Source organism: Candidatus Methylomirabilota bacterium, from assembly GCA_003104975.1.
GTDB lineage: Bacteria > Methylomirabilota > Methylomirabilia > Methylomirabilales > Methylomirabilaceae > Methylomirabilis.
Map to the genome: position 1 here is coordinate 115,346 of PQAM01000004.1, position 26,361 is coordinate 141,706.

General features: G+C 58.7%; 21 protein-coding genes. 17 read left to right on the forward strand and 4 right to left on the reverse strand.

The genetic code is table 11. The annotated features are described in order from the left end of the window. Nucleotides 1-12: 12 nt before the first annotated feature. Nucleotides 13-954: a sulfide/dihydroorotate dehydrogenase-like FAD/NAD-binding protein gene (locus tag C3F12_01835; GenBank protein PWB48628.1), complete on the reverse strand. Its 942-nt coding sequence runs from the start codon at nt 952-954 to the stop codon at nt 13-15. A gap of 1,034 nt (nt 955-1,988) precedes the next feature. Here C3F12_01835 and C3F12_01840 point away from each other — a divergent pair. The 17 genes from C3F12_01840 to C3F12_01920 all read left to right on the forward strand — a co-directional run bounded on the left by C3F12_01840 (nt 1,989) and on the right by C3F12_01920 (nt 22,627). Beyond that, a complete protein-coding gene (locus tag C3F12_01840) occupies nt 1,989-2,705 on the forward strand; it encodes a methyltransferase type 11 (protein ID PWB48524.1) in 717 nt (238 codons plus the stop codon). A 177-nt stretch (nt 2,706-2,882) separates the two neighbouring features. Then, entirely contained in the window at nt 2,883-3,338 is a 456-nt protein-coding gene (locus C3F12_01845) for a hypothetical protein (GenBank protein PWB48525.1), read from the forward strand. A 134-nt stretch (nt 3,339-3,472) separates the two neighbouring features. Continuing rightward, nucleotides 3,473-4,744 carry a hypothetical protein gene (locus tag C3F12_01850; protein ID PWB48526.1) on the forward strand — a complete coding sequence of 424 codons (1,272 nt, stop codon included), beginning with the start codon at nt 3,473-3,475 and terminating at the stop codon, nt 4,742-4,744. Nucleotides 4,745-4,762: 18 nt separating this feature from the next. Beyond that, nucleotides 4,763-5,710 carry a hypothetical protein gene (locus C3F12_01855; protein ID PWB48527.1) on the forward strand — a complete coding sequence of 316 codons (948 nt, stop codon included), beginning with the start codon at nt 4,763-4,765 and terminating at the stop codon, nt 5,708-5,710. 37 nt (nt 5,711-5,747) lie between these two features. Continuing rightward, complete coding sequence (locus tag C3F12_01860; protein ID PWB48528.1) at nt 5,748-7,478, forward strand: hypothetical protein; 1,731 nt, start codon at nt 5,748-5,750, stop codon at nt 7,476-7,478. After that, entirely contained in the window at nt 7,475-7,846 is a 372-nt protein-coding gene (locus C3F12_01865; protein PWB48529.1) for a response regulator, read from the forward strand. The genes C3F12_01860 and C3F12_01865 overlap by 4 nt, the downstream gene beginning before the upstream one ends. Before the next feature lie 83 nt (nt 7,847-7,929). Continuing rightward, entirely contained in the window at nt 7,930-9,315 is a 1,386-nt protein-coding gene (locus C3F12_01870; protein ID PWB48530.1) for a Fis family transcriptional regulator, read from the forward strand. A gap of 794 nt (nt 9,316-10,109) precedes the next feature. Further along, nucleotides 10,110-10,379 (forward strand): hypothetical protein, encoded by a 270-nt coding sequence (locus tag C3F12_01875; protein ID PWB48531.1) that lies wholly within the window; start codon nt 10,110-10,112, stop codon nt 10,377-10,379. Between the two features lie 94 nt (nt 10,380-10,473). Next, nucleotides 10,474-11,436, forward strand: a complete 963-nt coding sequence (locus tag C3F12_01880) for a quinolinate synthase (protein ID PWB48532.1) — start codon at nt 10,474-10,476, stop codon at nt 11,434-11,436. Nucleotides 11,437-11,457: 21 nt separating this feature from the next. Further along, on the forward strand, nt 11,458-12,321 hold the full coding sequence (nadC, locus tag C3F12_01885) for a nicotinate-nucleotide diphosphorylase (carboxylating) (GenBank protein PWB48533.1): 864 nt from the start codon (nt 11,458-11,460) through the stop codon (nt 12,319-12,321). Next, entirely contained in the window at nt 12,318-13,871 is a 1,554-nt protein-coding gene (nadB, locus tag C3F12_01890) for an L-aspartate oxidase (protein ID PWB48534.1), read from the forward strand. The genes nadC and nadB overlap by 4 nt, the downstream gene beginning before the upstream one ends. Nucleotides 13,872-14,043: 172 nt before the next feature. Further along, complete coding sequence (locus C3F12_01895; GenBank protein ID PWB48535.1) at nt 14,044-15,075, forward strand: alcohol dehydrogenase; 1,032 nt, start codon at nt 14,044-14,046, stop codon at nt 15,073-15,075. Between the two features lie 386 nt (nt 15,076-15,461). Continuing rightward, nucleotides 15,462-16,238 (forward strand): hypothetical protein, encoded by a 777-nt coding sequence (locus tag C3F12_01900; GenBank protein ID PWB48536.1) that lies wholly within the window; start codon nt 15,462-15,464, stop codon nt 16,236-16,238. A gap of 421 nt (nt 16,239-16,659) precedes the next feature. Next, the gene (locus C3F12_01905) at nt 16,660-18,426 is read left to right on the forward strand and encodes a long-chain fatty acid--CoA ligase (GenBank protein ID PWB48537.1); all 1,767 of its coding nucleotides are present in this window, start codon (nt 16,660-16,662) and stop codon (nt 18,424-18,426) included. A 24-nt stretch (nt 18,427-18,450) separates the two neighbouring features. Beyond that, the gene (locus tag C3F12_01910) at nt 18,451-19,089 is read left to right on the forward strand and encodes a hypothetical protein (GenBank protein ID PWB48538.1); all 639 of its coding nucleotides are present in this window, start codon (nt 18,451-18,453) and stop codon (nt 19,087-19,089) included. A 10-nt stretch (nt 19,090-19,099) separates the two neighbouring features. After that, nucleotides 19,100-21,928: a hypothetical protein gene (locus C3F12_01915; GenBank protein PWB48539.1), complete on the forward strand. Its 2,829-nt coding sequence runs from the start codon at nt 19,100-19,102 to the stop codon at nt 21,926-21,928. A gap of 42 nt (nt 21,929-21,970) precedes the next feature. Continuing rightward, on the forward strand, nt 21,971-22,627 hold the full coding sequence (locus tag C3F12_01920) for a hypothetical protein (GenBank protein ID PWB48540.1): 657 nt from the start codon (nt 21,971-21,973) through the stop codon (nt 22,625-22,627). A gap of 34 nt (nt 22,628-22,661) precedes the next feature. Here the strand turns inward: C3F12_01920 and C3F12_01925 are convergent, their stop codons facing one another. From C3F12_01925 to C3F12_01935, 3 genes are all read right to left on the reverse strand, one after another. Continuing rightward, entirely contained in the window at nt 22,662-24,035 is a 1,374-nt protein-coding gene (locus tag C3F12_01925) for an inositol-3-phosphate synthase (GenBank protein PWB48541.1), read from the reverse strand. Then, nucleotides 24,032-25,231 (reverse strand): hypothetical protein, encoded by a 1,200-nt coding sequence (locus C3F12_01930; protein PWB48542.1) that lies wholly within the window; start codon nt 25,229-25,231, stop codon nt 24,032-24,034. Before C3F12_01930 ends, C3F12_01925 begins: the two co-directional genes overlap by 4 nt. A 65-nt stretch (nt 25,232-25,296) precedes the next feature. Continuing rightward, on the reverse strand, nt 25,297-26,331 hold the full coding sequence (locus C3F12_01935) for a hypothetical protein (GenBank protein ID PWB48543.1): 1,035 nt from the start codon (nt 26,329-26,331) through the stop codon (nt 25,297-25,299). Nucleotides 26,332-26,361: the final 30 nt, after the last annotated feature.

A 26,361-nucleotide genomic window follows, 5' to 3' on the forward strand; every position in this document is an offset into this window, starting at 1 on the left:
GACGCCTCTCCCTTATCGCTGCATCGCCTCGAAGGCGACCTTTTCCTGCTCGACAAACATTCGCTGGCGCTTCATCAGCTCGTCAAAGTTCACCTGGTGCGCGTTGAAATCGGGTCCGTGGTAGCAGGCGAATCGGGTCTTGCCGCCCACCGACACCCGGCAGGCGCCACACATACCGGTGCCGTCCACCATGATGGCGTTCAGCGACACCCACGCCTCGATCCCCTTCCCCTCGGTCATCTTGGCGACGGCCATCATCATCGGTACGGGCCCGACCGCCAACACCATGGAGACCTTTTCCCGCGCCATGATCGCGTCCAGCGCGTGGGTGACGAAACCTTGAATGCCGATCGATCCGTCATTGGTCGTCACGAACACGTCGTCGCACACCGCCTTCAGTTCGTCTACCAGAATCAACAGGTCCTTGGTGCGGGCGCCCACTACGCCATAGACCTTATTGCCGAGCGCCCGCAAATCCCGCGCCGTCGGAATGACGGCGCCGGTCCCGTAGCCGCCGCCCAGCACCACACAGGCGCCCTCGTATTTGGCGACATGCGAACGTTGGCCCAGCGGTCCCACGACATCCTGGAAGCGGTCGCCGACGTTTTTCTGCGTCGCCTCGGTGGAGGTCCGGCCCGCAGCCATGATGACGATCTCGATATACCCCTTCTCCCTGTCCCACCCGGCGATGGAGAGGGGGATGCGCTCGCTGTCATAGTTGGGCCGCATGATGATAAACTGACCGGCCTGTATCTTTCTGGCCAAAAGCGGCGCATTCACCTTGAAGTAGAAGGTGTTGGGACACAGCTCCCGCTTTTCGAGTATCGAAAAATCCTGGTGATACCTACCCCTCGACGGCGTCTCGCTTTCACCCTGACCGTGCTGGCAGAAGTGAAGCTGATATTCGGCCTCGCTGCGGACAATGAAGGCATTATCCCAATCGAAGTGATCCATACCGAGGATGGCTCGGAAGGCGTTGTGACTCTTCTCCACCTGCTCCGGACCGAAATAGGAGTTACGTACCCCTTTACCGATGGCGCGCACCGCGTGCCGGCGGACCAGAGGCGAGGGATCCGAGAGGCCGGCGAACAACGTGTCGAAGAGTGTCGTTCGATCCGTATCGCCCATCGCCTCGGGGGGAATACGTTTGAAGATTCGGCCAATGCAGTAAAAGGCGGCGGACTTGACCTGTTTGTTGGCAGATTCCGCACACCGTAAGGCCTCCGGCAGGATCCTGGCGATGGCCGGATCGGTGAAACGTCCCGCCGCCAACAGGAGGTTGATCTGGGCGTAGTCATCGTTCCGGCTGATATCGAACCAGGAACGCAGCAGATCGACGACCGGCGCACCGATCTGTCCCAGGGCACCGGCGAAATGCTCCGCCGATTCCGCATCAGCCTCAACAAGTTGCTCGATCATCCATTCGGCTATCTCCGGGCCCAGGGAGGCCAGGACCGATTCGCTTTGATCGATGAGTTGAGCCAGCTCCTCATCACCGGCATGGTCACGATAAAAGCTGGTGGAGACGGCAGCCGCCAACTCCCGCTTGTCTTCCGAAGAGAGGTTGGACAGTGTCGACACCTCCGCCAAGGCGTCCTTTAACTGCCCCGTATTCTGAGACGAAATTTTGGCTGTAATGCTACGAATTCTACTTGTCATCGGAACCTGCTTCCTCCCAAGAACTTTTGGTCCTCGCACCCTTGCTATTATGTCGGCGACACACGTTATTTACAATACACGAAATCCCACCTCTTTACAATCAAATCCGCAATTCTAAGTGGAACATCGTCGCTTCGTCGATATTACGTGATATAGTCGTTTGGCGAACAGTAACCGATGGAGAAAGCGCTTGACAACCCCAGCATTCCGCATTGATATTGCACGTGACCGGTGCGTGAAGTCGTCATGGCCCCATCATCACGTTGCGGGCGTAGGCCACAACGCCATGCGCAACCGAACCGTTTACCGGTCAGGAGGTCAGTCAACCAATGGGGTATAAGAAGGCGCGATATGTTCCGGCGTTGGGCTGGGATATCCTCACCCCGCTGTATGATCCTCTGGTCCGCCTGACGACACGCGAAATGCACTTCAAGGGTCGCCTCCTGGATGAAGCCGACATCAAAGGGGCCGCTCGGATCCTGGATGTCGGATGCGGTACGGGAACGCTGCTCCTGCTGGCAAGGCGCAGGTCACAATCTCTGTTGGCGCTCGGTCTTGATGGTGATATGAACGTATTGGATATTGCGAGGTCGAAGGCCTACCGATATGCCGAGCAGATCTCGCTGGTCCAGGCGTTCTGCTTCGACATCCCTTTCGTCGACGGGGCGTTCGATCGGGTCTTCTCGAGCCTGATGTTGCACCATCTGACGCGATCCGAAAAGGTTCGAACGCTGAATGAGATCCATCGTGTCCTGCGCCCCGGGGGGGAACTGCACGTTGCCGATTGGGGGCGACCGCACAACCCGTTGATGCGTATGCTGGCGTTCTCTGTGCGCCTCGGCGATAGTTTCGCCCGGACCACCGACAATATACATGGGCGACTGCCGACGCTTTTCCATAACGCTGGGTTTGAAGAGGTATCGGAATTCGCCAGATTCGCGACGTTGTACGGGACCTTGTCGTTGTATAAAGGGCGCAAACCACTGACGGCCCCCCCTCAGCGGTGCGCCGACAACAGCGCTGCAACGGCGGTCGCGAGTGTCTAGAATTATCGTACGAGGGTCATCCGATGACGCGGGTTCGGAACAGTGAAGAGGCAGCCAATTCTGTACGTCGGACATTTTCGTTGACGTGTAGGTCAGGATCTGTGAGGAGGACGGAGTTCTTTGTTGACGACCGGACCGTTGCGGATCGGTCAAGAGCAGGAACCAGAGGAGGTGAACATGGCTGCGGTCACCGCCGTCATCTTTGTGGTGATAGCCTTATTCGGTTTGGCTTGGCCCTTTCTTTACACCTACAGGCTCAAGTGGAGGAGAATCGCCCTGGATAAGGAGATCCAGTACTTTCAGAATCGAGTGGCGATCGCCACTGCCGACGCGGTCGTCGGCAGAGCAACCGAGCAGATACTGGGTCCCATTACAGGAACCTCGCGCATACCGGCTTCGAATGACACTGAGCGCCAGTTGGCCGAGCGAGAGGCTATGCACCGCCTTATTAAGCAAGCGCTTCAGATAAACGCGAATGCGATCCTCAATGTCGAGATGGTCACAGAGAGTTATGAGTACACCGATCCGAGGAAGTTTGTCGTGTTCCCCGCCGTGACGTTCACGGCCACCAAAATAACGTATACAGGGACGGCCGCAAAAGTCGCCGTGCCGGGATCTGCCGGAGGGAATTGAGAGGCGTCCGGCGAGAACGTGCGCCGATTCAATCCTTTTCAGGATCCGTCCGTGTTCCAGTACCCTGATGATTATGACCGTACGGCCAAAACCAGGATGCGACCTGATTGAATAGTTACTCGAGGAGATGGTGGATGACCGTCTGTCTCCGAGCCATCACGACCATCTTGTTGATCCTCTGGATTGGAACCTTCGCGTCTGTTGCCGAGGCTTCGGACCTTAAAAATACCATCAGGAATCTGTATGGACCCAATGGGATCCTGCTTGAGCCGAGTCCGCTGCCGTTTTTCACGCAGGAGTCGCGTTTTCAGGCCTCTTCACTGCAGGGACTTGATCAGCTCAATACCCAGTTGACCTCCGCAATAGGACTCCCCTCCTTCAGTTCGTCGGTTACCGGTTTTACCTTCGATCTGGAGCGCGGGGTTCCGATCCGAACGACCGAGAGCCTCGGTCCCTTGCTGACAGAGCGGGCCACAACCCTCGGCGCACACAAGCTCGACATCACCCTCACCTATACTCGGGTGAACTTTACCAAACTGGAGGGCAAAGGTCTCCATGAGTTGGAACTGGCGTTTGTGCGGGATGATGTCAACGGAAACGGGATCCGGGATACCAGCGGCCCGTTCAGTTTCGAAAGCGATATTATCCGTGCCAGGCTCAAGGTCGACCTGCACCAGGACATTATCGCCTTTATCGCAACGTACGGGATCACCTCGGTGTGGGATGCGGGGATCGTCGTCCCCATCACCCATGTCCGACTCAATGCCAAAGCCTCCGCAACGATCTTTGATCAGTTCGGCAATCCCGGAGGGACCAGGATCGGCGATCTCGCCATCCACCGGTTTGGGCCCAATTCCCAATGTCGCTCACCAGTCGATCCGACCTCCTGTAAACGCCGCAAAGGCGGGGACGAAACCGGCATCGGGGATATCATCCTTCGAACAAAATATAATTTTCTGCGTAACGCCGGCGTCATCACTCCGGATCTGGCCTTTCTGTTCGAGGTGAAGCTCCCCACAGGGGATGAGGGACGACTGCTTGGAACCGGGAGCACCAACCTGGCCGGTCTGTTGATCGCATCCAAGACCTTCGGGCGATGGTTCACCCCTCACGTCAACGTCGGCTATGAAATCGACACCGAGGAACTCGAGCGGAACACCATCAGATATGCCCTCGGATTCGATGCGCGCCTCCTGCCACGGCTTTCTGTCGATGCCGACGTCATCGGTCGCGTGAAACCGGCTGTCGACAAAACCGGGGAGCATATTCACGATCTCTCGCTCGGGGTCAAATGGAATCCCCTCAACGCCTGGATCGTCCGAGCGAACGTCCAAATTCCACTGGACAAAAATAGCGGCCTCCGTGCGAATATCATACCTACGATAGGGGTCGAGTATCTTTTCTAGGGTCTCAGGGTCTTCCAAATGTCACTCCTGACGGGTCGTGCGGTTTCCCTTATCGTTGCGGCTTGTGCCGTCGTTGGAGCGATGATTCACTCGTCGACACCGGCAGAGGCGGCAAGGATTGTTGCGCTGAAGAGCGCCGATGTCGATGTCTACAATGAGGCGCTGGAAGGGTTCAAGAGCGCATCGCCGGGGTCCGCCATCATCGAATATGACATGGAGGGAGACTTTCAGAAGGGCAAGAAGTTTCTGGCGCGACTGAAGTCCGGCGCCAAACCGGACCTCATCCTTGCGGTCGGGGTCTGGGCCTTGCAGGTTGTGGCAGAAGAAATACCAGACATCCCGGTTGTCTTCGCCATGGTGTTGAACCCAACGACTGTGATCGGACATGAGGCGCGCAACATTACCGGCGCCAGCATGAATGTTCCGATAGACCAACAGCTCGCCCTGCTGAAAAAGGTCTCACCCCAGGTTAAGAGGGTCGGTGTAATCTACGATCCTTCCAAAACCGGTTGGTTGGTAAGACAGGCCGAGCGAATCGCCAAAGATCAAGGCCTCAAGCTCGTCACAAAGACCATCACCTCGCCGAAGGAGTCGTTCGCCGTCCTCGATGCGCTGCAGGATGAGATCGATGCCCTGTGGATCTTACCGGATCTGACCGTTCTGGCGCCGGAATCGGTTCAGTATATGTTGCTGTTTTCGTTCAGACACAAGATCCCTGTGTTGGGGCTCTCCGAAAACCAGGCTCGCATGGGCGCGCTCCTCGGCGTGTCCTTTGAAAGCGGGTGGGATATCGGAAGTCAGGCCGCGGAGCTGGCGAGCAGCATTCTGTCCGGTAGACGCACCGAAGAGATCCCATTTACCACAGCGCGGAAGGTGCGACTGACGGTGAATTTGAAGAGCGCCGGCAAGCTCGGCGTGCACCTTCCAAAGGAGATCATTGACCGAGCCGACGTGGTTATCCGATAGTGTAGGCGGAACCGGGCGAGGGTATACGGGTACGCGAATGATCATCAGACAGCCGGCCAGATTTCGAACGAAGGTCCTTCTGTCGATTATTCCGATGATCCTGGCGCTCTGCGTCCTGTTCGGGGGGATGTCGCTGTACCAGCACAACAGATTGTTGCACAGTGAGTTTGTAAAACGAGGCAAGACACTTGCCGGCAATCTGGCCGCCAGTGGAGAACTGGGCGTATTCAGTGAGGATGAACGGCTTCTCAATGCCGCGTTGCGCGGGGTGACCGGCGACGAGGACGTTGCCTACGTCTTTATCTATCGCGATGTTGGGACGCGTCTGATCGGCGGCGGCAAGGCGCTCGCGCAACCCGGTTTCGCAGCGGCCGTCGAAACCTTGAGCCCCGAGATCCGCGCACGGATACTCGCCGACCGCCAACCTGTCAGCAGAATCGTGACGGAGGTCGAAGCGGGGTCATTCTTGGAGTTTTACGCACCGATCCTCTCCACCGAAGTCCGCCTGGTTGAGGAACAGTACTTTGGGATACCCGATTCGACTCGAGATTCGAGTGAGAATCGGACGCGCGTCATTGGAATCGCAAAGGTCGGCCTGTCGATGCGCAACATTGACGCGCACTCAGCGTACCTGATTAAACTCTGGGCGGCTCTTTCCGTGATCTTTCTGGCCGCCGGCGCGCTCGCCGCATACGTCCTATCCAGGAAGATCACACAGCCGATCACCCGCCTGACGGAATCGACGACACGGATGGCCGAGGGGCAGATTGAACAGGAGATCCCTGTCGATTCTCGGGATGAGCTCGGTACATTGGCAACGAGTTACAATGAGATGGCCAAGGCATTGAAACGGACCTTGGATGAACGGGCACGGGTGGCCATGGAGCTTCGAGATCTGAACCGGAATCTGGAGGATCGGATCCGCGAGCGGACCTTCCAACTGGAAGAGACCAACCGTGAACTTGCGCGGGCGAGTCGTCACAAATCGGAGTTTCTGGCCAATATGAGCCATGAGTTGCGGACCCCCTTGAACGCGATCCTGGGCTTTACCGAACTGATCATCGATGGGGTGTACGGCGAGGTCCCGGACGAGTTGCGCGAATCGATCCAAGACATCCACATCAACGGCCGGCATCTGCTCAGGCTCATTAACGATGTGTTGGATCTTTCGAAAATTGAAGCTGGACAAATGCGGCTGAATCTGGGTGAATATTCCGTTCAATCATTAATCGATTCGGTGATCTCAGCAACACGGTCGCTTGCGGCAGAAAAGCAACTGGAGTTGACCGGTCAGGTTGAGTCGGATCTACCCGTGGTGTGGGGCGACAGCAAACGCATGACCCAGGTCCTGATGAATCTGGTCGGAAATGCCATTAAGTTTACCCCTGGGGGCGGCTGCGTGACGGTGACGGCGAGACGCGTGGCAAGTGGGAAGCGTGAAGTGTCAAGTACTGATCCCCCACCCTCTGTCCAAGACACTCAACACTCAACACTCAACACTTTCCCTCGGGATGAGTTCGTCGAAATTGCGGTGGCCGATACGGGAATCGGCATACCCGCTGAAGAGTTGAACAATATTTTCAGCGAATTTCGCCAGGTCGATAGTTCGATCACCAGGGAATACGGCGGAAGCGGTCTAGGACTCAGCATCGCCAAGCGATTGGTCGAGATGCATGAGGGGTCTATCTGGGCGAAGAGTCAGCTCGGAAAGGGCTCGACCTTCCATGTCAGAATCCCGCTTCGGACCCGATGGGATGGTGGCCTGTGAACGGGAAGCTGATCCTACATGTCGAGGACAACCAATATAATCGAAAGATCATCAGGGACCTTCTGGCGAAGAATTGTTACGAGATCGTGGAGGCTCACAATGGGGAGGCGGCACTCGATCTGCTGGCTCGTCGGCGCCCCGATCTTATTCTGATGGATATTCAGTTACCTAAACTCTCCGGACTTGAGATCACCCGCAGGATCAGGACCGATCCTGCATTGGCCCAGATCCCGGTGATCGCCATCACCTCGTTTGCCCTGAGCGGCGATGATCGACTGGCCCTTGAGGCGGGTTGCAATGCCTATATCTCAAAGCCCTTCAGGCCGCGGGAATTGATGGCGATCATTCGGCGCTTCTTGGATTCGTAGCCGCCTATATCGGCAGGAGACGGCAGGAATCACCAGAACACCATTGCGGTCAGGTCGACAACATGCCATCTATCGGAGGAGGGATGGAACCATATCGAACCAAAGTATTGATCGTCGATGATGATCCGTCGGCCAGAAAGATTCTCCAAGGTCGGTTGCGAATGATAAACGTGCAGGCCATTACCGCCTCCAACGGCCCTGAGGCCCTCGAACAGATTCGCCGGGAGAGACCTGGGGTTGTCCTGCTTGACCTCCAGATGCCGAAGATGTCAGGCATCGACGTCCTGAGGACCGTAAAGCGCGAAGGGCTCGAGACGACCGTCATAGTCGTGACTGCGCACGCAACCGTTGAAACGGCTGTCGAGGCGATGAAGGAGGGCGCCTATGACTTCATCACCAAGCCCGTCGACTCACAACATCTGAGAATCGTTTTAGGGAAGGCCCTCGAGCGGGAGTCTTTGCGGGCGCAGAGCCGTGCCTTGCAGACGGAAATGGAGGGTCGTCTCGTCCAGGTCGTCGCCGAAAATCCCGCTATGAAACATCTGCTGCAGCTCGCCCGCCGCGCGGCCGGCAGCAATTCAACTATTCTGCTCCTGGGCGAAAGCGGAACCGGCAAAGAGGTCCTGGCCAGAAGCATTCACCAGTGGAGTCCGCGGGCGCACTATCCCTTCACTGTCGTCAATTGCGTAGCCATCCCGGAGCAGTTGTTGGAAAGCGAGCTCTTCGGCCATGAACGAGGGGCCTTTACCGGCGCCCACCAACTCAAGAGGGGGAAGTTTGAGGTTGCGGATCAGGGGACGATATTCCTCGACGAAATCGGTGAGGTTCCGACCGGTATTCAGACAAAGCTCCTCCGCGTCTTACAAGACCACGGATTTGAGCGTGTGGGGGGAACTCGGGCGATTAAAGCCGATATTCGCGTAATTGCCGCCACGAACAGCGACCTTGAACGGGCCGTACGGGAGGGTCGGTTTCGTGAAGATCTCTACTATCGACTGAATGTCGTCAGTTTGAAGTTACCGCCGCTCAGAGAACGGAAAGAGGATATTCCCGCACTTATACATCACTTTTTGAAAAAATACGCCGGCGAGTTGAAAAAGCCCCTCAAGCAACCGACCCCGGACGCCATGAATGATTTGATCGCATACCATTGGCCGGGCAATGTACGTGAACTGGAAAATGTCATCGAGCGAGCTATGGTATTGAGCGTTGCCGACCAGATCGGCCGGGACGACCTGCCACTCCAAATCACTGCGGGCCCGCACCGCGAATCGTTCAAAGACAAGGGATTTCACGAAACGGTCAAGGAGTTCAAGCGGTGGGTGATTCAGGACGCGCTCAAGCGCTCGCAAGGCAATCAGACCAAAGCGGCCGAGCGTCTTGGACTGCAGCGCACCTACCTCGCTAAACTGGTTCGCCTGCTTCAGATTAAAGCAGATCCGAGTCTCACCGAAAAAGAGCGCTCTTGACCCGATCCGTCATGTTTCATGTATCTCATTCGATTCTGTACTGTATTCAATCAGGTACAGTATCGTCGAGCATGCGTTGAGGACGTCCAGTTACAGCATCTCATCAAACCCTGATTTATCGTTGAGAAATTAATGAGTTTTCGCCTACCCCTTCCTGCGGCAAGGGGGTGTGGCTATCGGATCATCGTCTGGCACGTCTATTGCTTGATATTACGGCCATACGCAATATGGCCGTTGGCGCCGACCACTACGATCGTTTGGCGAAGGGATGCAACCCGAGAGGATCGTTTAGCTGGCGGCCATGTTTTAAAGCCACATCGCGTCCAAGGGGCTAAAGAGGAGAGCCCTCCGCTACCCCCCGGAGGGTTCTCCTCTCCTACCCCACCTTCTCAATTGTCTGTTGCTTTCCACCAGATCCAGCCGACTACTGAGCCCTCGCGCTGCTGAACCAGCCTTTCATTCTGCTTGACTCACGCGGTGTAGTTCAGATACAGTTATTGTAAGGTAACTTATCGGTTTCATTAAAGAAATTATGTCTGCGCATACGAGTATGTTCTTGAGACCGCATTTCGTTTCGTGCTTGTGATGGGCGCTCTCCCACGGATATCGAGAAGATCTGTGTCGATGAGGAACTGACAAGATGTGTCCGGATGTCGGTCAATCGCGGGGTTTCACTCACGTCCGGTTTAAACGAATAGGTTGATGACGACGTCTTATTCTACACGTTGCGGGACATCCCGCAGATGATGCGAGGACAGATCATGGACGACAACAGATGTGACAGGGGTACAAACATGGCCACGATAATCGAGTATACTGATCAAAAAAGACCGACGAACAATTATCCGAAGCGGATCATCTCACCCCTCGTACCGGGCCCGTGCTGTTACTCAAAAATGGAACAGGTTGGCGCGGAACAGCACGAAGAAGGTTGGAGCTTCATTTACAAGCGCTGCAAGAAATGCGGATTTGCTGTCCGTCACGTGACCGCCCGAACTCCACAATTATTTGCGAAAAAGGGGATTCGCTTCGATCACCAGGAGCTGATCGGTTCCCATAATTAGTACGGCCGGAAACTCGGAACTTCACCACCGCATCGGTCTCCAGCTATGCTATACTTTGTTTTTGCGCGGACAGGTGAATTCTGAGAGCTGAGCGATGAACGTCGGTGGCCTTGTGGACGTAACTGAGGTGAGCGCCCTGCTTGATCTCGAAGCCGAGATCAAGCAGCTCAAGAAAGATCTACGTGCGGTCGTCTTGGCGCATTACTACCAAGACTCTGAAATTCAGGACGTCGCCGACGTGATCGGCGACAGTCTGCAACTGTCCCAGCAGGCCGCCAAGACCGACGCCGAGGTCATCGTCTTCGCCGGCGTCCACTTTATGGCGGAGACGGCAAAGATTCTGAACCCCTCGAAGCAGGTCCTCCTCCCAGACTTACAGGCGGGGTGTTCGTTGGCGGAAGGCTGCCCGCCAGATCTCTTCGGACGTTTCAAGCAGAAATACCCGGACCACATCGTCATCAGCTACATCAATTGCAGCGCCCAGGTCAAGGCGATGAGCGATATCATCTGCACCTCCAGCAATGCCGAAAAGATCATCAACCAGATCCCGAAGGAGCAGCCGATTCTTTTTGCGCCAGATCAGAACCTGGGTCGCTACCTCATCAAGAAGACCGGACGGGATCTGACGTTATGGCCCGGCACCTGCGTGGTTCACGAGATGTTCTCTGAAAAGAAGCTGATACAGCTTATGCTGCATCACCCTCATGCAAAGGTGCTGGCGCATCCCGAATGCGAAGCCGGCGTGCTGCAACATGCCGATTATATTGGTTCAACGAGCGGGATCCTGAATTACGTCAAGCAGAGCGCGGATACCGAATTCATCATCGCCACCGAACCCGGCATCATTCATCAGATGGAGCAGGCCTGCCCGAACAAGGTCTTCATTCCCGCGCCTCCGGATGGGGATTGCGCCTGCAACCAATGCCCCCACATGCGACTCAACAGTTTGGACAAACTGTACCTGTGTATGAAACACCGTGCGCCGGAAATTCAACTTAATGAAGAGCTGCGGCTTCGCGCCCTGCGTCCGATCCAGCGTATGCTGGATATGAGTTAGGACGTTCCTCCCCGTACCCCCATGCCCCTCTCCCTCGTTCGGTTCAGCCGTCAAGAGGCCCTCAGAAGATTTCTTGAAGAGGACATCGGTCGGGGCGATGTGACAACCCTCGCCATTGTGCCGCCCGATCAACAGGCAATCGGTCATTTCATGGCCAAGGCGCCCCTTGTCCTGGCCGGCATCGATCTGGTCATCGAGACCCTGACCCTCTTGGATGAAGATGTCAGGGTCGAGAGCCGGCGCCATGACGGCGATCGGCTCGGTGAAGGCGACCAGGTCGCGTCCGTCCGTGGTCATGCCAGGGCCTTGCTTACCGGCGAACGGGTCGCGACCAATCTGCTCCAGCGCCTGTGCGGAATCGCCACGATAACCAGACGGTTCGTCGAGACTATTGCGGGAACACAGGCCAAAATTCTCGATACACGAAAAACCACGCCAGGGCTGCGGGTCTTTGAGAAATATGCGGTCACCATGGGCGGCGGGGTTAATCATCGCTTTGGACTTGACGACGCCATCCTGATCAAGGATAACCACATCAGGTTGGCGGGCGGGATCGGCGCCGCAATTGAAACGGCCAGACGACATGAGAGTCGCGCGCACCGGTTCGAGGTGGAGGTCACCACGCTCGACGAGTTGCAAGAGGCGCTTCGATATGAGCTTGACGCGGTGCTGCTCGATAATATGAACCCGGAGACGGTTCGACAGGCGGTCGCCTGCGTGCGGGCTCACGAACATGGCAGAAAGATCATTGTCGAGGCGTCGGGCGGCATGACCCTCGATACGGTTCGGGCATTCGCCGAGGCCGGCGTCGACTGGATCTCTATCGGCGCCTTGACCCATACCGCCGCAGCCGTTGATATGAGCTTCAAGATCTACCCCGTATGAACACCGACATCCTTATTATCGGTAGCGGCCTGGCAGGGTACGCTGCAGCGCTTGCGGCTGCCAAACGGGACGTTGAGGTGACGCTGCTCACCCGTTCACCCCACCCGGAGGAAAGCAGCACCTACTGGGCCCAAGGCGGCATTATCTACCAAGGGGCGGACGACTCTCCCCAAAAGTTGGTGGCCGATATTCTCGCCGCCGGCGCGGGTCTCAGCTCGCCCGAGGCGGCATTACTGGTCAGTCGTGAGGGCCCACGGCTGGTGAAGCAGATCCTGATCGATGAGTTGGGAGTTCCGTTCGATGAATCGGCGGATCGTTCGACCCGATGGGATCTGACGGCCGAGGCGGCACATTCGCTTCGCCGTATTCTGCATCATAAGGACCAGACGGGGTCGGCCATCCAGCGTGCGTTCATCGAACGGATCGCTGCCTATCCACGGGTGAAGCTGCTCTGCGCGGCTACCGCTGTCGATCTGCTGACGATTTCTCACCATTCGACCGAACCGCTGGACGTCTACAAGGCCCCAACGTGCATCGGGGCGTACGTACTGGATCAGACGAGCGGCGAGATCTTCCCGATTCTCGCGAAAGAAACGATTCTGGCAACCGGCGGACTGGGCCGCGTCTTTCTGCACACGAGCAATCCCGCCGGTGCCCGCGGCGACGGAATCGCCATGGCCTACCGCGCCGGCGCCCGGTGTATCAACATGCAGTATGTTCAGTTTCACCCCACCACCCTCTTTCATCCCAGCGGCCGGTTCCTCATCTCCGAGGCGATGCGAGGGGAAGGCGCGCGCCTCGTGGACGGCAAGGGTCGCGAGTTCATGACCGATTATCACCCCGACGGATCGCTGGCCCCGCGTGACGTTGTTGCCCGAGGAATTCATCAGATGATGTTGGAATCAGGCGAACCGTGCGCCTATCTCGACATCTCTCACAAACCGGCCGATCAGGTTCGCGAGCGGTTCCCCGGGATCTCTACGCACTGCCTGAGATACGGGATCGACATGACCAGAGAGCCTATCCCGGTTGTCCCGGCTGCGCACTACAGTTGCGGCGGCATTGCGGTCGACGACTGGGGACGCTCAAACGTACATCGCCTGCGCGCCGTCGGTGAGGTGGCCTGCTCCGGGCTGCACGGCGCCAATCGTCTGGCCAGTACGTCCCTACTGGAATGTCTGGTGTGGGGAACCCGCGCGGGCGATCAGGCCGCCGCCGGCATCGCCCGGGGCGATGCCTATTATTTTCCCCAGATCGCCCTCTGGCGGTATGAACGGGAACCGGTGGATCCCGCACTGATCGCCCAGGATTGGCTCAGCATCCAACAGACCATGTGGAATTATGTCGGTCTCGTACGCAGCGCCAAACGGCTGAATCGAGCCCATGAAATCCTGCGGGAGCTGAGTCTGGAGATCCTGAGATTTTACGAGAAGGCCGAGGTCAGCGACGCCATGGTGGGCCTTCGAAACGGCATTCAGACGGCACTGGTTATTCTGTTGGCAGCCATGGAATGTCGCCAGAGTCGCGGCTGCCACTACCGTATCGACTGAAAAGAGTGAACGGGGTCAGGGTTCAGCGATCAGCTCAAGGCGATAGAGGCTGAAGGACGATAGACTGAAGATGTTGAGGATGCTCCAGGCTTCAGTCTTCAACCTGAATACCTATTTTTCGCGCCGATTGCTGACGACTGAATGCTGACAACATGGAATACGGGGGTACAGCATGAAGGCGGTACGATTTCACGAGCATGGTGGACCCGAGGTATTGGGGTACGAAGAGGTCCCTGATCCCGTCATCGCGCCACACGAGGTCCTCGTCACGGTCAAGGCATGCGCCCTGAATCACCTGGATCTGTGGTGTCGCAAAGGGATGCTGGGGATACAGATCCCCCTGCCCCACATCTCCGGTTCGGACATCGCCGGTGAGGTGGCGGCGGCCGGCAGCATCGTCACCCGCATCATATCCGGCCAACGGGTCATCGTCTCACCGGGCGTGAGCTGCGGCCAGTGCGCGCACTGTCTCTCCGGTCGCGATAACGCCTGCCGCTCGTATGAGATCGTAGGCGGCTATCGGATCGACGGCGGCTACGCAGAGTACGTGAAGGTTCCCGAGGTCAACGTCCTGCCGATGCCGGAGGGAATAGGCTTCGAGGCCGCAGCGGCGTTTCCGCTGACGTTTCTCACCGCCTGGAATATGCTGGTCAATCTCGCGCGTGTGAGAAGGGGTGATGACGTACTGGTGATGGGGGCGGGAAGCGGGGTAGGTACCGCCGCGATCCAGATCGCTAAGCTGTTGGGCGCTCGGGTCATCGCCGCCGCCGGCAGCGATGAGAAGCTTGACAAGGCGAAAGCGATTGGCGCCGATGAGGGGATCAATTATGCGGGCCGTGATCTGGCCGCCGAGGTGCGGCGCCTTACGGATAAACGCGGGGCGGATGTGATCTTCGAGCATGTGGGGGGCGCGATATTTGAAACGCTCATCCCGATTCTGGCCACCGGAGGCCGCTTGGTCACCTGCGGCGCGACAGCAGGCCACCTGGCCCGGACCGACATTCGGTATCTCTTCATGCGGCAGTTGTCAATCATGGGTGGCTTCATGGGCCCAAAGGCGGATCTGTTGTCGATCATCCGGGAGATCGCACGAGGAGCGCTCACGCCGATCGTGGATCGGGTCTTTCCGCTTGAGGAGGCCGCCGCAGCGCAACGCGCGATGGAGGATCGGCGATTGTTCGGTAAGCTGGTTCTGGTGATCTAGTGTAGTGTATCCAACGCTTCCTTACATATCCCGTTCACCCTGAGCCTGTCGAAGGGTGCAGTATTGCAATAGGTTCCGTTCATGGGTTCGACAAGCCTGTCCTGAGCAACGCAGCCGTCTCCTTCGACACGCTCAGGACGCACGGCTGCGTTGTCGAAGGGCTCACCACGAACGGATTGTAAAGGTATGTCTGGGACACTACACTAGCATCTAATGGCTGAGTACTTATCATATTCCAGCAACCTTATCGTCATTCCGGCGGAAGCCGGAATCCAGTACCATAAGCTCCTGGACCCCGGCTTTCGCCGTGGTGACGACTTTTTGTTGTATCGATGACTTGTGCGGTGAGGCACTAATCAAGTCGCGGACCGGTAGCCAGCCAAAACATGACGTCGCCGGAGGAGCGTATGACACTGAACGTCGCACATCGAGGAGCCTCGGCGCTTGCGCCGGAGAATACGATGGCCGCCTTCGAAATGGCGGTCGAACTGGGTGCCGACGCCATCGAGTTGGACCTGCACGTCAGTCTGGACGGCGAGTTGGTCATCATTCACGATCCGACGCTGGATCGGACAACCGACGGTCACGGTCCGGTCCATGCCTGCAGCCTGGAGGAACTCAAGCGACTGGATGCGGGCCGTTGGTTCGATGAACGCTTCGCCGGCCAGCGGATCCCGACGCTTACCGAGGTCCTCGAGCGCTTCGCCGGGACGCTCCCGCTTGCCCTTGAAATCAAGGCCGGGTCGGACTTCTTCGAGGGTATCGAGGAGCGGGTAGTGGCGATCCTACGTAAATACCAGGTCATTCCCCAGGTCGCCGTCGCGTCGTTCGATCACTACGCACTGCTCAGGCTGAAGGAGCTGGAGCCGTCTCTTCGGACTGCCGCCCTGCTCGTAGGGCGACCGGTGTCGATATCGGCTGTCGCGAAGATCTGCCGAGCAGACGCCATGGCGATGGAGTACAGTCTGATCACACACACGGAGATCGACGCCTGCCGCGCCGCCGGGGTTCAGCTTGTGGTGTGGGTGGTGAATGAGCCGGCCCGAATGCGTCACTTTGTCGACCTGGAAGTCGACGGAATGATCACCGACAGACCCGACATCTTGCGTCACGTACTGGCAGAACGCGGTCAGTCGCATTCAGTTCCTACAGGCTGGCGGTGAACCGTCATTGTCGGCCGGCTTCAATGGTCGCACTAAACGGACAGTCATGACCTCTGGTCCGACGCCCAGCGATCCGAACCGGACCTGGTGGCCTTTTGTTCTCTTAATTGGAGCGATGATTACTGTTCTGATCGCCGCACTTCTCCTATTGATTTTGTGATTCCACGCCCAGAAACAGCGGGTTTTCTGGTTGCGGAGCCGCCTCGCCTTACGCTATCTTAAGCATAGAAGCGGTTACAGCGCGCGCCGACCTTAGGTCCGTTGCCATCCGAGTCCGTTGGGAGAATCACATCGCCCCAGAACCTGCCGGCCGTTTCCTGAAGGTTCCGGTGATCCACATGGGGCGTGAATAGTTTCGTAACCTGCGCACGTGCAGACCGCCATTGAATAACAAGGTGGTGGGAGGTCAGAGAAGGGTGAAATGGCGCATATAGAGGCTGCCTCGAACCAAGACCTGGAGCGGCCATGGTTCGCCTACTATGATCCGTGGGTTCCGAAGCGCCTTGAATATCCGGATATTCCACTCCATACTCTCCTGTCACGTTCCGCCCAGAGCTATCCCGATCGAACAGCGATCATCTTCTATGGCACCAGACTGACCTATCGCGACCTGGACGAGGCGGTGACACGATTTGCCGCCGCCCTCATAAAACGCGGGTTGGCTAAGGGCGATAGGGTTTCGCTTTTTCTTCCGAACTGCCCCCAGATGGTCATCGCCTACTACGGGACGTTGCGGGCGGGGGGCCTCACGGTCTCGACCAGTCCGCTCTACTCAACGCGGGAGCTGGAGCACCAACTGAATGATTCCGGCGCCGAGACCATCGTGGTCTTGTCGAAACTCTACCCGCTTGTCCGCGAGGTCGCCCCAAGGACCAGCCTGAAGCGGATCATCGTTGCGAATATCAAGGAGTATTTCCCACCGATGCTCCGCCTGCTGTTCACCCTCTTTAAGGAAAAGTCGCAGGGACACCGACCGGCGGTGGAGCCCAGACCCGGAACGGAATGGTTTTCAGAGATGCTGACCTCTACGCCGGCGACGCCCCCCGCCGTCACGGTCGGCACTGACGATCCGGCGCTGCTGCAATATACCGGGGGGACGACGGGCCTGGCCAAGGGTGCCGTGCTGACGCACAAGAATCTGGTCGCCAACACGATACAGGCTGCGGCGTGGATGGTGAAGCCCGACCCGGAGTCGGTCGAAGGACAACCGGGCAAGGCGGAGGTCTTCCTTGGGGCGATTCCGTTCTTCCACGTCTATGGAATGACTGTCGTGATGAATCTCTGTATCTCGCTGGGCCACACGATGGTACTGTTGCCGCAATTCAAGGTCCAGGACGTCCTGAAGACGATCACCAAGTACCGGCCCACCTTTTTTCCCGGCGTCCCGACGATGTATGTCGCCATCAATAACTATCCCGAAATCGGCAAATACGATCTTCATTCGGTCAGGGCCTGCTTGAGCGGGGCTGCGCCATTGCCCCTTGAGGTGGCCAGTAAATTCGAGGCATTGACCGGCGCCCGCCTAGTGGAAGGGTACGGTCTGACCGAGGCCTCGCCGGTTACACATGCGAACCCCCTGTACGGCGCCAGGAAGGTCGGTACGATCGGCTTACCGCTCCCGGACACCGACGCGAGGATCGTCGATCTGGAGACCGGCGATCGCACACTGCCGCCGCGCGAGATCGGCGAGGTGGCGGTCAAGGGTCCGCAGGTGATGGCGGGCTACTGGAATCAGCCCGGCGAGACCGCCATGGTACTGCGGAACGGATGGCTGTACACCGGCGACATCGGCTATATGGACGAGCAGGGCTACTTTACCATCGTCGACCGCAAAAAAGAGATGATCATTGCAGGCGGCTTTAACGTCTACCCCCGGGAGGTTGAAGAGCCGCTGTATGAGCATCCGGGGGTGAAAGAGGCGGTAGCGGTCGGCCTGCCGGACTCGTACCGTGGCGAAACGGTAAAGGTCTATATCGTCCTCAAAGAGGGCGCGCACGCCACCGAACAGAAGATCATCGACTTTTGCAAGGAGCGAATGGCAAAGCACAAGGTCCCCACCCTGGTTGAGTTCAGGCAGGAGTTGCCGAAAACGCTCGTAGGCAAGGTGCTCCGGCGCACCTTGCGCGAAGAGGAGATGGCCAAGCGGCGGTCGCACGATGCCTTAAACGGCTTAGGTGTTGAAAGCTAGTCCAAACAGTCCGTCGGATGGGTTATGCGAACGATTCCGCCGCCGATCCGCAGCGTCGAACTTCGCGACCAACTGAGCGAGCTATTGAGGGAGGCGCTCCAAATGGAGAGTCTGGCCGGATCCCCGTATCTCCTCCGCTCGTTCGAGGATATGGTGAGCGGGCGGAGACAGCCGGCTCTTGTAGAGCAGTTACGCGCGGAGCTATCGGCTGTAGCTGATAGGATTGACGCCTATTGCCGGGTGTTACAGCGAGTGTCACAACCGAGGCGTCACTCGGCCGCCTCGGTGGAGGAAGCACTAGAAAAGGCTGCACATCTTTTTAATGAGGGACTATTCTTCGAGGTGCACGAGGTTCTCGAAGCGGTGTGGCTCACGCAACACGAACGGGTGCGTCCTCTCTTGCAAGGACTCATCCAGATCGCGGTCGGGTTCCATCACTTGGAGAATAACAATCTCAGAGGTTCTCTTTTGCTCCTGAAGGAAGGGATTGAAAAGGTTAAGGGGTACGGGTCAGATCGGTCCGCGCTCGAGCTGGATCAGTTTCTGGCGCAGGTGGAGCGCGCCCGAGAGTCGATCGAATCGCTTGGAGAAGCGGCCTTCGACCTCTTCGATCGCCGGATGATCCCGACAATGCCCTTCGATAGGGTATCCCGTTGGACGTGAGGCCCAACGAATGAGTCTTCGGAAGCTGCTGTCCCATACGGTCCTCGCCTACCCCAGGACAACCCTGGTGATCGCGGGACTGCTGTCATTACTCTCCGTCTGGGTGGCGATTGCACGCTTGCGTTTTACCTCCACGCACCAGGCGCTCTCCCCTATAAGCGGCAGGGTCGGCCAGGTCCAGGAGCGTTATAACCAGGCATTCGGCGACCCGGACCGGGCGGTCATCGTCATAGAGGCCGCAGATCAGGACCAGGCCAAGCGGTACGCTACTGTCCTCGCGGGTCGGCTCGAGGCCCTGCCGGATATCGAGGAGGTCATCTATCGCTTTGACCTCACATCGCTGGAAGATCATTTTCTGATGTACCTGACCCCGGAGCAGATCAGCGATCTGCGTGATAAGCTTCAGGAGCATGTCTCATTACTGGAGGAGTTATCGGCCAGGCCCGGTTTGACCCATCTCTTCCAACTGATTCATCGAGAGATCAGTGCGGCGCTGGTCGGCCACCTGTTCACCGGCTTCCTGGGCGAAGAGGAAGAGGGGGAGGTCAGGCGGCCCGTCGAACTTCAGCCGCTGATCGCGCTGCTGACACAGCTCGAAGCCTGGGCAAGCGCCCCACGGAGCTATACCTCGCCATGGGAGCAGTTTATGGTCGAGGCGAACGGAGACGACGAGCGAGAAGGCTACCTGTGGTCGGACAACAAACAGTTTCTGTTCATTCTGGCGACCGTCAAGGCGGATCCCGGGAGCCTGCTCAAGTTTGAACGACCGATTCAAGCGATCCGTCAAGAGATTCGGCTGCTGCAAGCCCGATTCCCGGGGGTCAAAGCCGGGGTCACGGGGGGTCCGGCCCTTGAATACGACGAGGTCACCGCCGCGCAGCGGGATTCCGGCCTGATGACCGCCATTTCATTCGGCGGGGTGGGCCTGCTGGTGGTACTGGTATTTCGCAGCGTCTTCAGACCGGCCGTGGGGCTGATTGCACTGGTCATGGGGGTCTGCTGGGCCTTCGGATTTGCTGCGGTGACGGTAGGCCATCTGAACATGATGTCGATGGTCCTGGCGCCGATGCTGATCGGGATCGGGATAGATTACGGGATCCATCTCGTTGCGCGATACGAAGAGGAACGGGGGACGGGCCACCCCATCCGTGAGGCGTTGGAACGGGCCTTTGAAGGGGCCGGTCCCGGGATCCTGCACGCCGCACTGACCACCTCCGTCGGCCTGTTCACCCTTGTGTTGACGGGGGTCAGTATATTGCAGGAACTTGGCCTGATCACGGGTTGTGGGCTCCTCCTGACGCTGGTTTCGACCTTCGTTGTCCTCCCGCCATTGCTCATCTTGTGGGACAAGCGACCGGTCCCGGTCGGTTCGGCGAGACGTACCGCGGTTCCGCTCGACGGTCCCGCGATTGAAGTGAAGATCGGTGAGGTGCATTTCCCGTTGCCCCATCTGCCGAAACCGCCGGATTTCATGGAATTTCTGTATCGCCATCCCCGCACCGTCCTGGTACTGTCGGCCATCGGCACACTGGCAGGCCTCTATGCGATGAGCCGTATCGAATTCGACGGCAACGTCCTCCGCCTTCAGGCGGAAGGGACCGAATCGGTCAATTGGGAGCTCAAGATCATCCGACAGTCCGAACGCTCGACCATCTATGGGGTGATCCTGGCTGAGAGTCTCGAAGAGGTCAGGGCCAAGACAAAGGCCCTGGAAGCGCTGCCCTCGGTGGGCAAGGTTGAGAGTCTCGCCATGCTGATCCCGGAGGATCAAGAGCGCAAGCTGCAGTTGGCTCATGGGCTCGGACCGGTGCTGGCCGGGGTGAACCTCTCGACACTCCCCCAGCCGGCGCCGATCGATCTCGACGAGTTGCTGACAACGCTGCACCGGATCAAGGCGAAAATGCTGACGGAGGAGGATGCGGAGCGATGGACCGGAAAGGAGAAGCCGCCCTTGAAAGAGATGACGCGGGTTCGAAGGCTGATCGATCAGTTTGAGCGGCGGCTTCAACAACGCGGCTACACGGAGGTCGGCCGAAGACTCGCCATATTTCAGGACAAACTGTTCGACGATTTCTTCGATAAGCTGACGCTCCTCCAGAAGGCGGTGACCTCCGGTCCGGTCGGGCTCGATGAAGTCCCCTACGATCTGAAACGGCAGTTTGTGGGGCGGGACGGCTCGTATCTGCTCCGGGTCTATCCGCGGGGCGACCCGTGGGAGTTCGCCTCTCAAGGCGCGTTCGTACGCGACCTGCGGTCGGTGGATCCCGACGCCGTCGGTGACCCCGTGAAAGGGTACGAGGTCATCTCGGCGATGAAGCAGGGCTACCAACAGGTCGGGATCTACGCGCTGATCGGTGTGGCTGTGCTGTTCTTGCTGAGCCTGCGCGATCTGCGCTACTTTCTACTGGCCAAGGTTCCGCTGCTGATCGGCGCCGTCTGGACCGCAGGGCTGATGGAGCTCTTTCAGTTGAAGTTCAATCTGGCCAACCTGATTATCATTCCCCTGATCGTGGCGCCTGGGGTAGAGAACGGCCTGCTGATCATCCACCGCTTCCGGGAGGAGGGAGAGGCTGCTATACTGCCGAAGAGCATCGGCAAGGGGGTGGTGCTCTCGTCATTGACAACCATGATCGGCTTCGGCAGCCTCCTGATCGCCCACCACCGCGGCGCATCCAGCATCGGTCTGCTGGTCACGCTGGGCGTCGGGGCCATCCTGCTCGTCTCGATTACCGTGTTGCCGGCCCTGCTGACCGTTGTGGCCAAACAGCCGTCAAAGGCCGCGCCGAGTTCCGGGTTCCAGGTTGAGACCGATCGAGGGTATATCGAACCGGAAACATAGAACAGAAAACGGGCAACCGTACTCAACAAAAGGAGAAGTGATATGACAGGCGCCATCTGGTCGATTGTGCGGATCGGTGTGTGTAGCGGAACCATCGCGCTGATGCTGTCGGTCTTTCCGGTGTTTGCCTTGGCAGGTGATATGACCGATCAGGTGAAGACCGAACTGGATCAGCTTACCGCGCTTGTCAAGGACCCCGCCTTACAGGATAAAGCACAGGAAGGAACACGCAAGTCGATGGTCAAAGAACGGATCGTACGCTGGTTCGATCTGCACGAGATGGCGCGCCGCTCCCTGGCCAATCATTGGGCCAAGCGATCAGCCCAGGAACGCAAGGAGTTCGTGGAGCTGTTCGGCGACCTGTTCGTTGAGTCCTATACCACCCTGGTCGTCGATCACCTGGGCGACCAGCAGGTGACCTACCTCTCGGAGCAGATCGATTCGCAGGACGCCGTCGTCAAGACCAAGTTCCTCTCCAAACGAAATGAGCCGACCTTTGTCGACTTTGCCCTCCTGCGCCGCGGGAATGCCTGGATCCCCTACGATGTCGTCATCGATGAGGTCAGTATCGTCGGCAATTACCGCATCCAGTTCGATAAGGTCATCCGGAACCAGTCGTATGAGGCCCTCGCCAAAAAGATGCGGCTCAAGCGTGAGTCGGAGGGGTTGGGACCGGCGACCAAGAAGGGGTCGATGTAGCCGCACCGCCCCTTCGACACGGCGCGGGACAGGCTCACGCCCCGCCCATGCCGGCTCGATAGGCATCGCCGGATTCGTAGTAATCGAGTCCCGAGTGGTCGAGCACCTCCTCCCCGACCAAGATACGCAGGGTGTTGGTCAGCTTCAGATGCTGGATAAACAGGTCGTGCTCCGGCTTCAGGTCGGCCCGGGCCATCGGAGACTTGAAGTAGAACGAGAGCCACTCCTGAATACCCGACAATCCGGCCCGTTGGGCCAGGTCGAGAAACAGGGTCAGGTCGAGGGCGACCGGCGCCGCCAGGATGGAGTCCCGACAGAGAAAGTTGATCTTAATCTGCATCGGCTGGCCGAGCCAACCGAAGATATCGATGTTGTCCCATCCCTCCTTGGCATCGCCGCGCGGCGGGTAATACTCGATCCGGATCTTGTGGAACACCTGGCCGTACAGCTCGGGATAGAGCTCCGGTTGCAGAATCGCCTCCAGCACCGAGCCCTTGCTGACCTCCTTGGTCCTGAACGATCCCCGATCGTCCAGCACCTCGCCGTCCCGGTTGCCCAGGATGTTGGTGGAAAACCAGCCGGTCAGTCCCAACATCTTCGCCTTCAGCCCGGGCGCGACAACGGTTTTCAGGAAGGTCTGGCCGGTCTTGAAATCCTTTCCGGCAATCGGGACGCGGCGCCGGCCGGCATACTCGACCAGCGCCGGCACATCGACCGCCAGATTGGGTGAGCCGTTCGCAAAGGGTACCCCGGCCGAGATGGCGGCATAGGCATAGATCATACTCGATGAGATCTCCGGCGCGTTCGCCTTCAGGCCCGCCTCAAACGCCTCGATAGTCTCGTGGACCGGAGCCGGTTGCATGAAGACCTCGGTCGACCCGCACCAGATCATCACGGCCCGCCGGATCCCCTCCCTTTGACGGAACGCCTCGATATCCTCGATCAGCATGTCCGCCAGGTGCTTCTTGGTTAAGCCGGACTTCAGGTTCGTCCCCGAGAGCCGTCGCACGTAGGCCTGATCAAAGACCGCCGGCCACGGCCTGACCGCCTCCAACTGGTCTTTGGCCTGATCCAGCATCTCCTTCGGCAGCACCCCGGCATGGCATGCGGTCTGATAGGCGTTCTCGGGAAAGATATCCCAGCCCCCGAACACCAGATCGTTCAGATCTGCGAGGGGGACGACCTCTTTGATCAGCGCAAACCGCGGGTTGGTCCGTTTGCCCAGGCGCATCCGCTGCATCTGTGTCAAGGAGCCGTGCGGTTGGGCAATTCCCTTGTTGATCAGGTGGACTCCGGCGATCAGCGTTGTCGCGACCGCCCCCAACCCGGGAATCAGCACCCCCAGCTTCCCGGCGGACGGTTGGATCGGTCTGATCAGTTCCGGGTAGAAAGAACTTTTTTCGCTCATACCGTGACCCTTTCCCTGTGTGAACTCCACAGCAACATGAAAAAAAAGAGCGGCGAGCCGATTGCCGCCGCCGTGAGAAACCATTGGGCCTTTCCAAAGGCCGACAGGATGACCACAAGATAGATAAAATCCCGCCTGGCAAGGGAATCGGCCAGAATGGAGAGGCGGGATGGGGCCTCTGAAGGGGTCACCGAGGTGAACAGCGGCCCCTCGGATTTCTTGTTCCACATCGTCTGCCCGTAGACGAAGCCGGCCGACAGGAGGGTACCGATCACCGCAGACACCGTCAGGGCCAGTGGGAAGAGGGTCCCGGTTGCCCCCTGCCATCCCAGGCCGATACACGCAAATACGGCAGAATGTACGACGTTGTCCCCCCAGAAATCCAGCACACCACCAAGGCGCGACTCCAGATACTTGAGCCTGGCGATCTCTCCATCGCAACCGTCCAGGATCGAATGCAGCAGAAACAAAAGCGCGCCGGTCAATTGGGACGCGGGCGTGGACGAGAGGAAGAACAGGGCCCCCAGCACGCCGATCCCGACGCTCACCCCCGTCATCTGATTCGGGGTCATGTCCGTACGGACGAGGCGCCGGGTAACCGCCAGTGAGATCTTTCGCTCGACATGCCTCGACATGAAGCCCTCGGTATCCTTAATCAGACCGTGCAATAACCATCGCTCTGCGCTGTCGAGATCCGCCCGGTTTGTGATTCGAACCCAACGCGTATCATCCGTCGAGACATCCGTCCTTCGGTAGACCTGCTCAAGCGCTGAAAACAGGTCCAGCTCATCGTTGGCGCGTCCGATCGTCGACAGGAGGAGTGCAGGATCGGCCGTCTCAACGGCCGCGATCCCGCTTGCAGGGATCGCCATCGTCTCAGCGCACAGCGGCATCTCGGCCAGACGCGTCAGCAACACGGGGTGCGGCAGGACGTGTGAGGCGAGTATCAGGATGCGACCGGCGCACGGATGATCGGTGAGCCTGGCCGCAGGCGCCGATACCGCCTTCGTGCCCTCCAGCAGCCTTTCGTAGCCGACTGACCCGTCATCCGCAACCAGGATATCCCCGTACCCGGCGCGAGAGGCCGCCATGACAATCCGTCGAAGCAACGGGACACCCAGCACAACGGTATCCGGACCGACCTCGCCCGAACCCTTTGAGATGACGATGATGATGGTAACTGCGTTGCTGACCATATAGTTCAGACCGCACTGTAGGGGCGCAGCATGCTGCGCCCCTATGGGCAGGGCTTGCCCTGCCCCTACACGGCTAACGCCTCCCCTCCTTGGCCGTGCGATGCCTTGGCAAGGGACAGCAGTTGTGCGCAGAGCGACGCCTCGGCCAGATTGGTACCCTGCGGCGCCTCGCCCGAGATCTCGCTGAGAAAATCGTCCCGGACGCGACTGAACCAATCCGGATGATGAGAACCCTGTGAAAGGGGGGACTCAAAGGTCCAGTGTTGCTCGTCTCCGGCGCCCGTCAGGCGCAGGATGTCGTCATCAACGGCGATCGTCCCGCGGGTCCCCTCGATGACGGCGCGGTTGTCCCGTGACGATGAGGCCCATGTCAGAAAGATCTCCGCCGTGGCCTCACGGCAGTCCACCCGGACAGTCGCCGTATCCTCAACGGGCCATTCCGGATGCGCCCGCTTTTCCAGCACGGCAGCGACCGTTCGCGGCTTCTGAGCCAGCCAGCGCAGGATGATGTACAGGGCATGCCAGCCGTGATCCAGCAGGATACCGCCGCCGGCCATCGCGGGATCGAGCCGCCAGTTGTCGGACATCGTCATTCCGGCAGCGCCCTCGACAGGCGCGACCACCACCGACGGTTCGCGGCGGCGCACCTGCCAGCGCACGCGTCGCACAGCTCCGATCCGCCCTTGCCGGATCAGATCGGATGCCTTGACGATGATCGGCGCATAGCGCCAGTTATGAACGGTGTACAGGACGCGACCGCTGTCCGCCTGCGCGCGCCTCACCAGTTGCAACTCATCGAGCGAGAGGACGAGCGGCTTCTCACACAACACATGCAGTCCGTGCTGGAGCGCAAGCCGACTGAGAGAGGCATGGGTTCCTGGAGGCGTACAGACATCCAGGAAATCGAGGGACTCGCCGGCCAGCATCGCCGATACATCCGGATAAAAGCGGGCTCCCGGCAGTCGCCGTTGCTCCTGCGCAAGCCTCGACGGCAGGGCATCGACGGCCGCCACGATCCGGGCGCGCTCACACCCTGCCCATCCGGGCAGATGCCCGTTCACCGCCACATTCCCCAGGCCGACAATGGCACCCTTCAACATGATTTAAAAGCAGGGTTTGGGGTTTAGGGG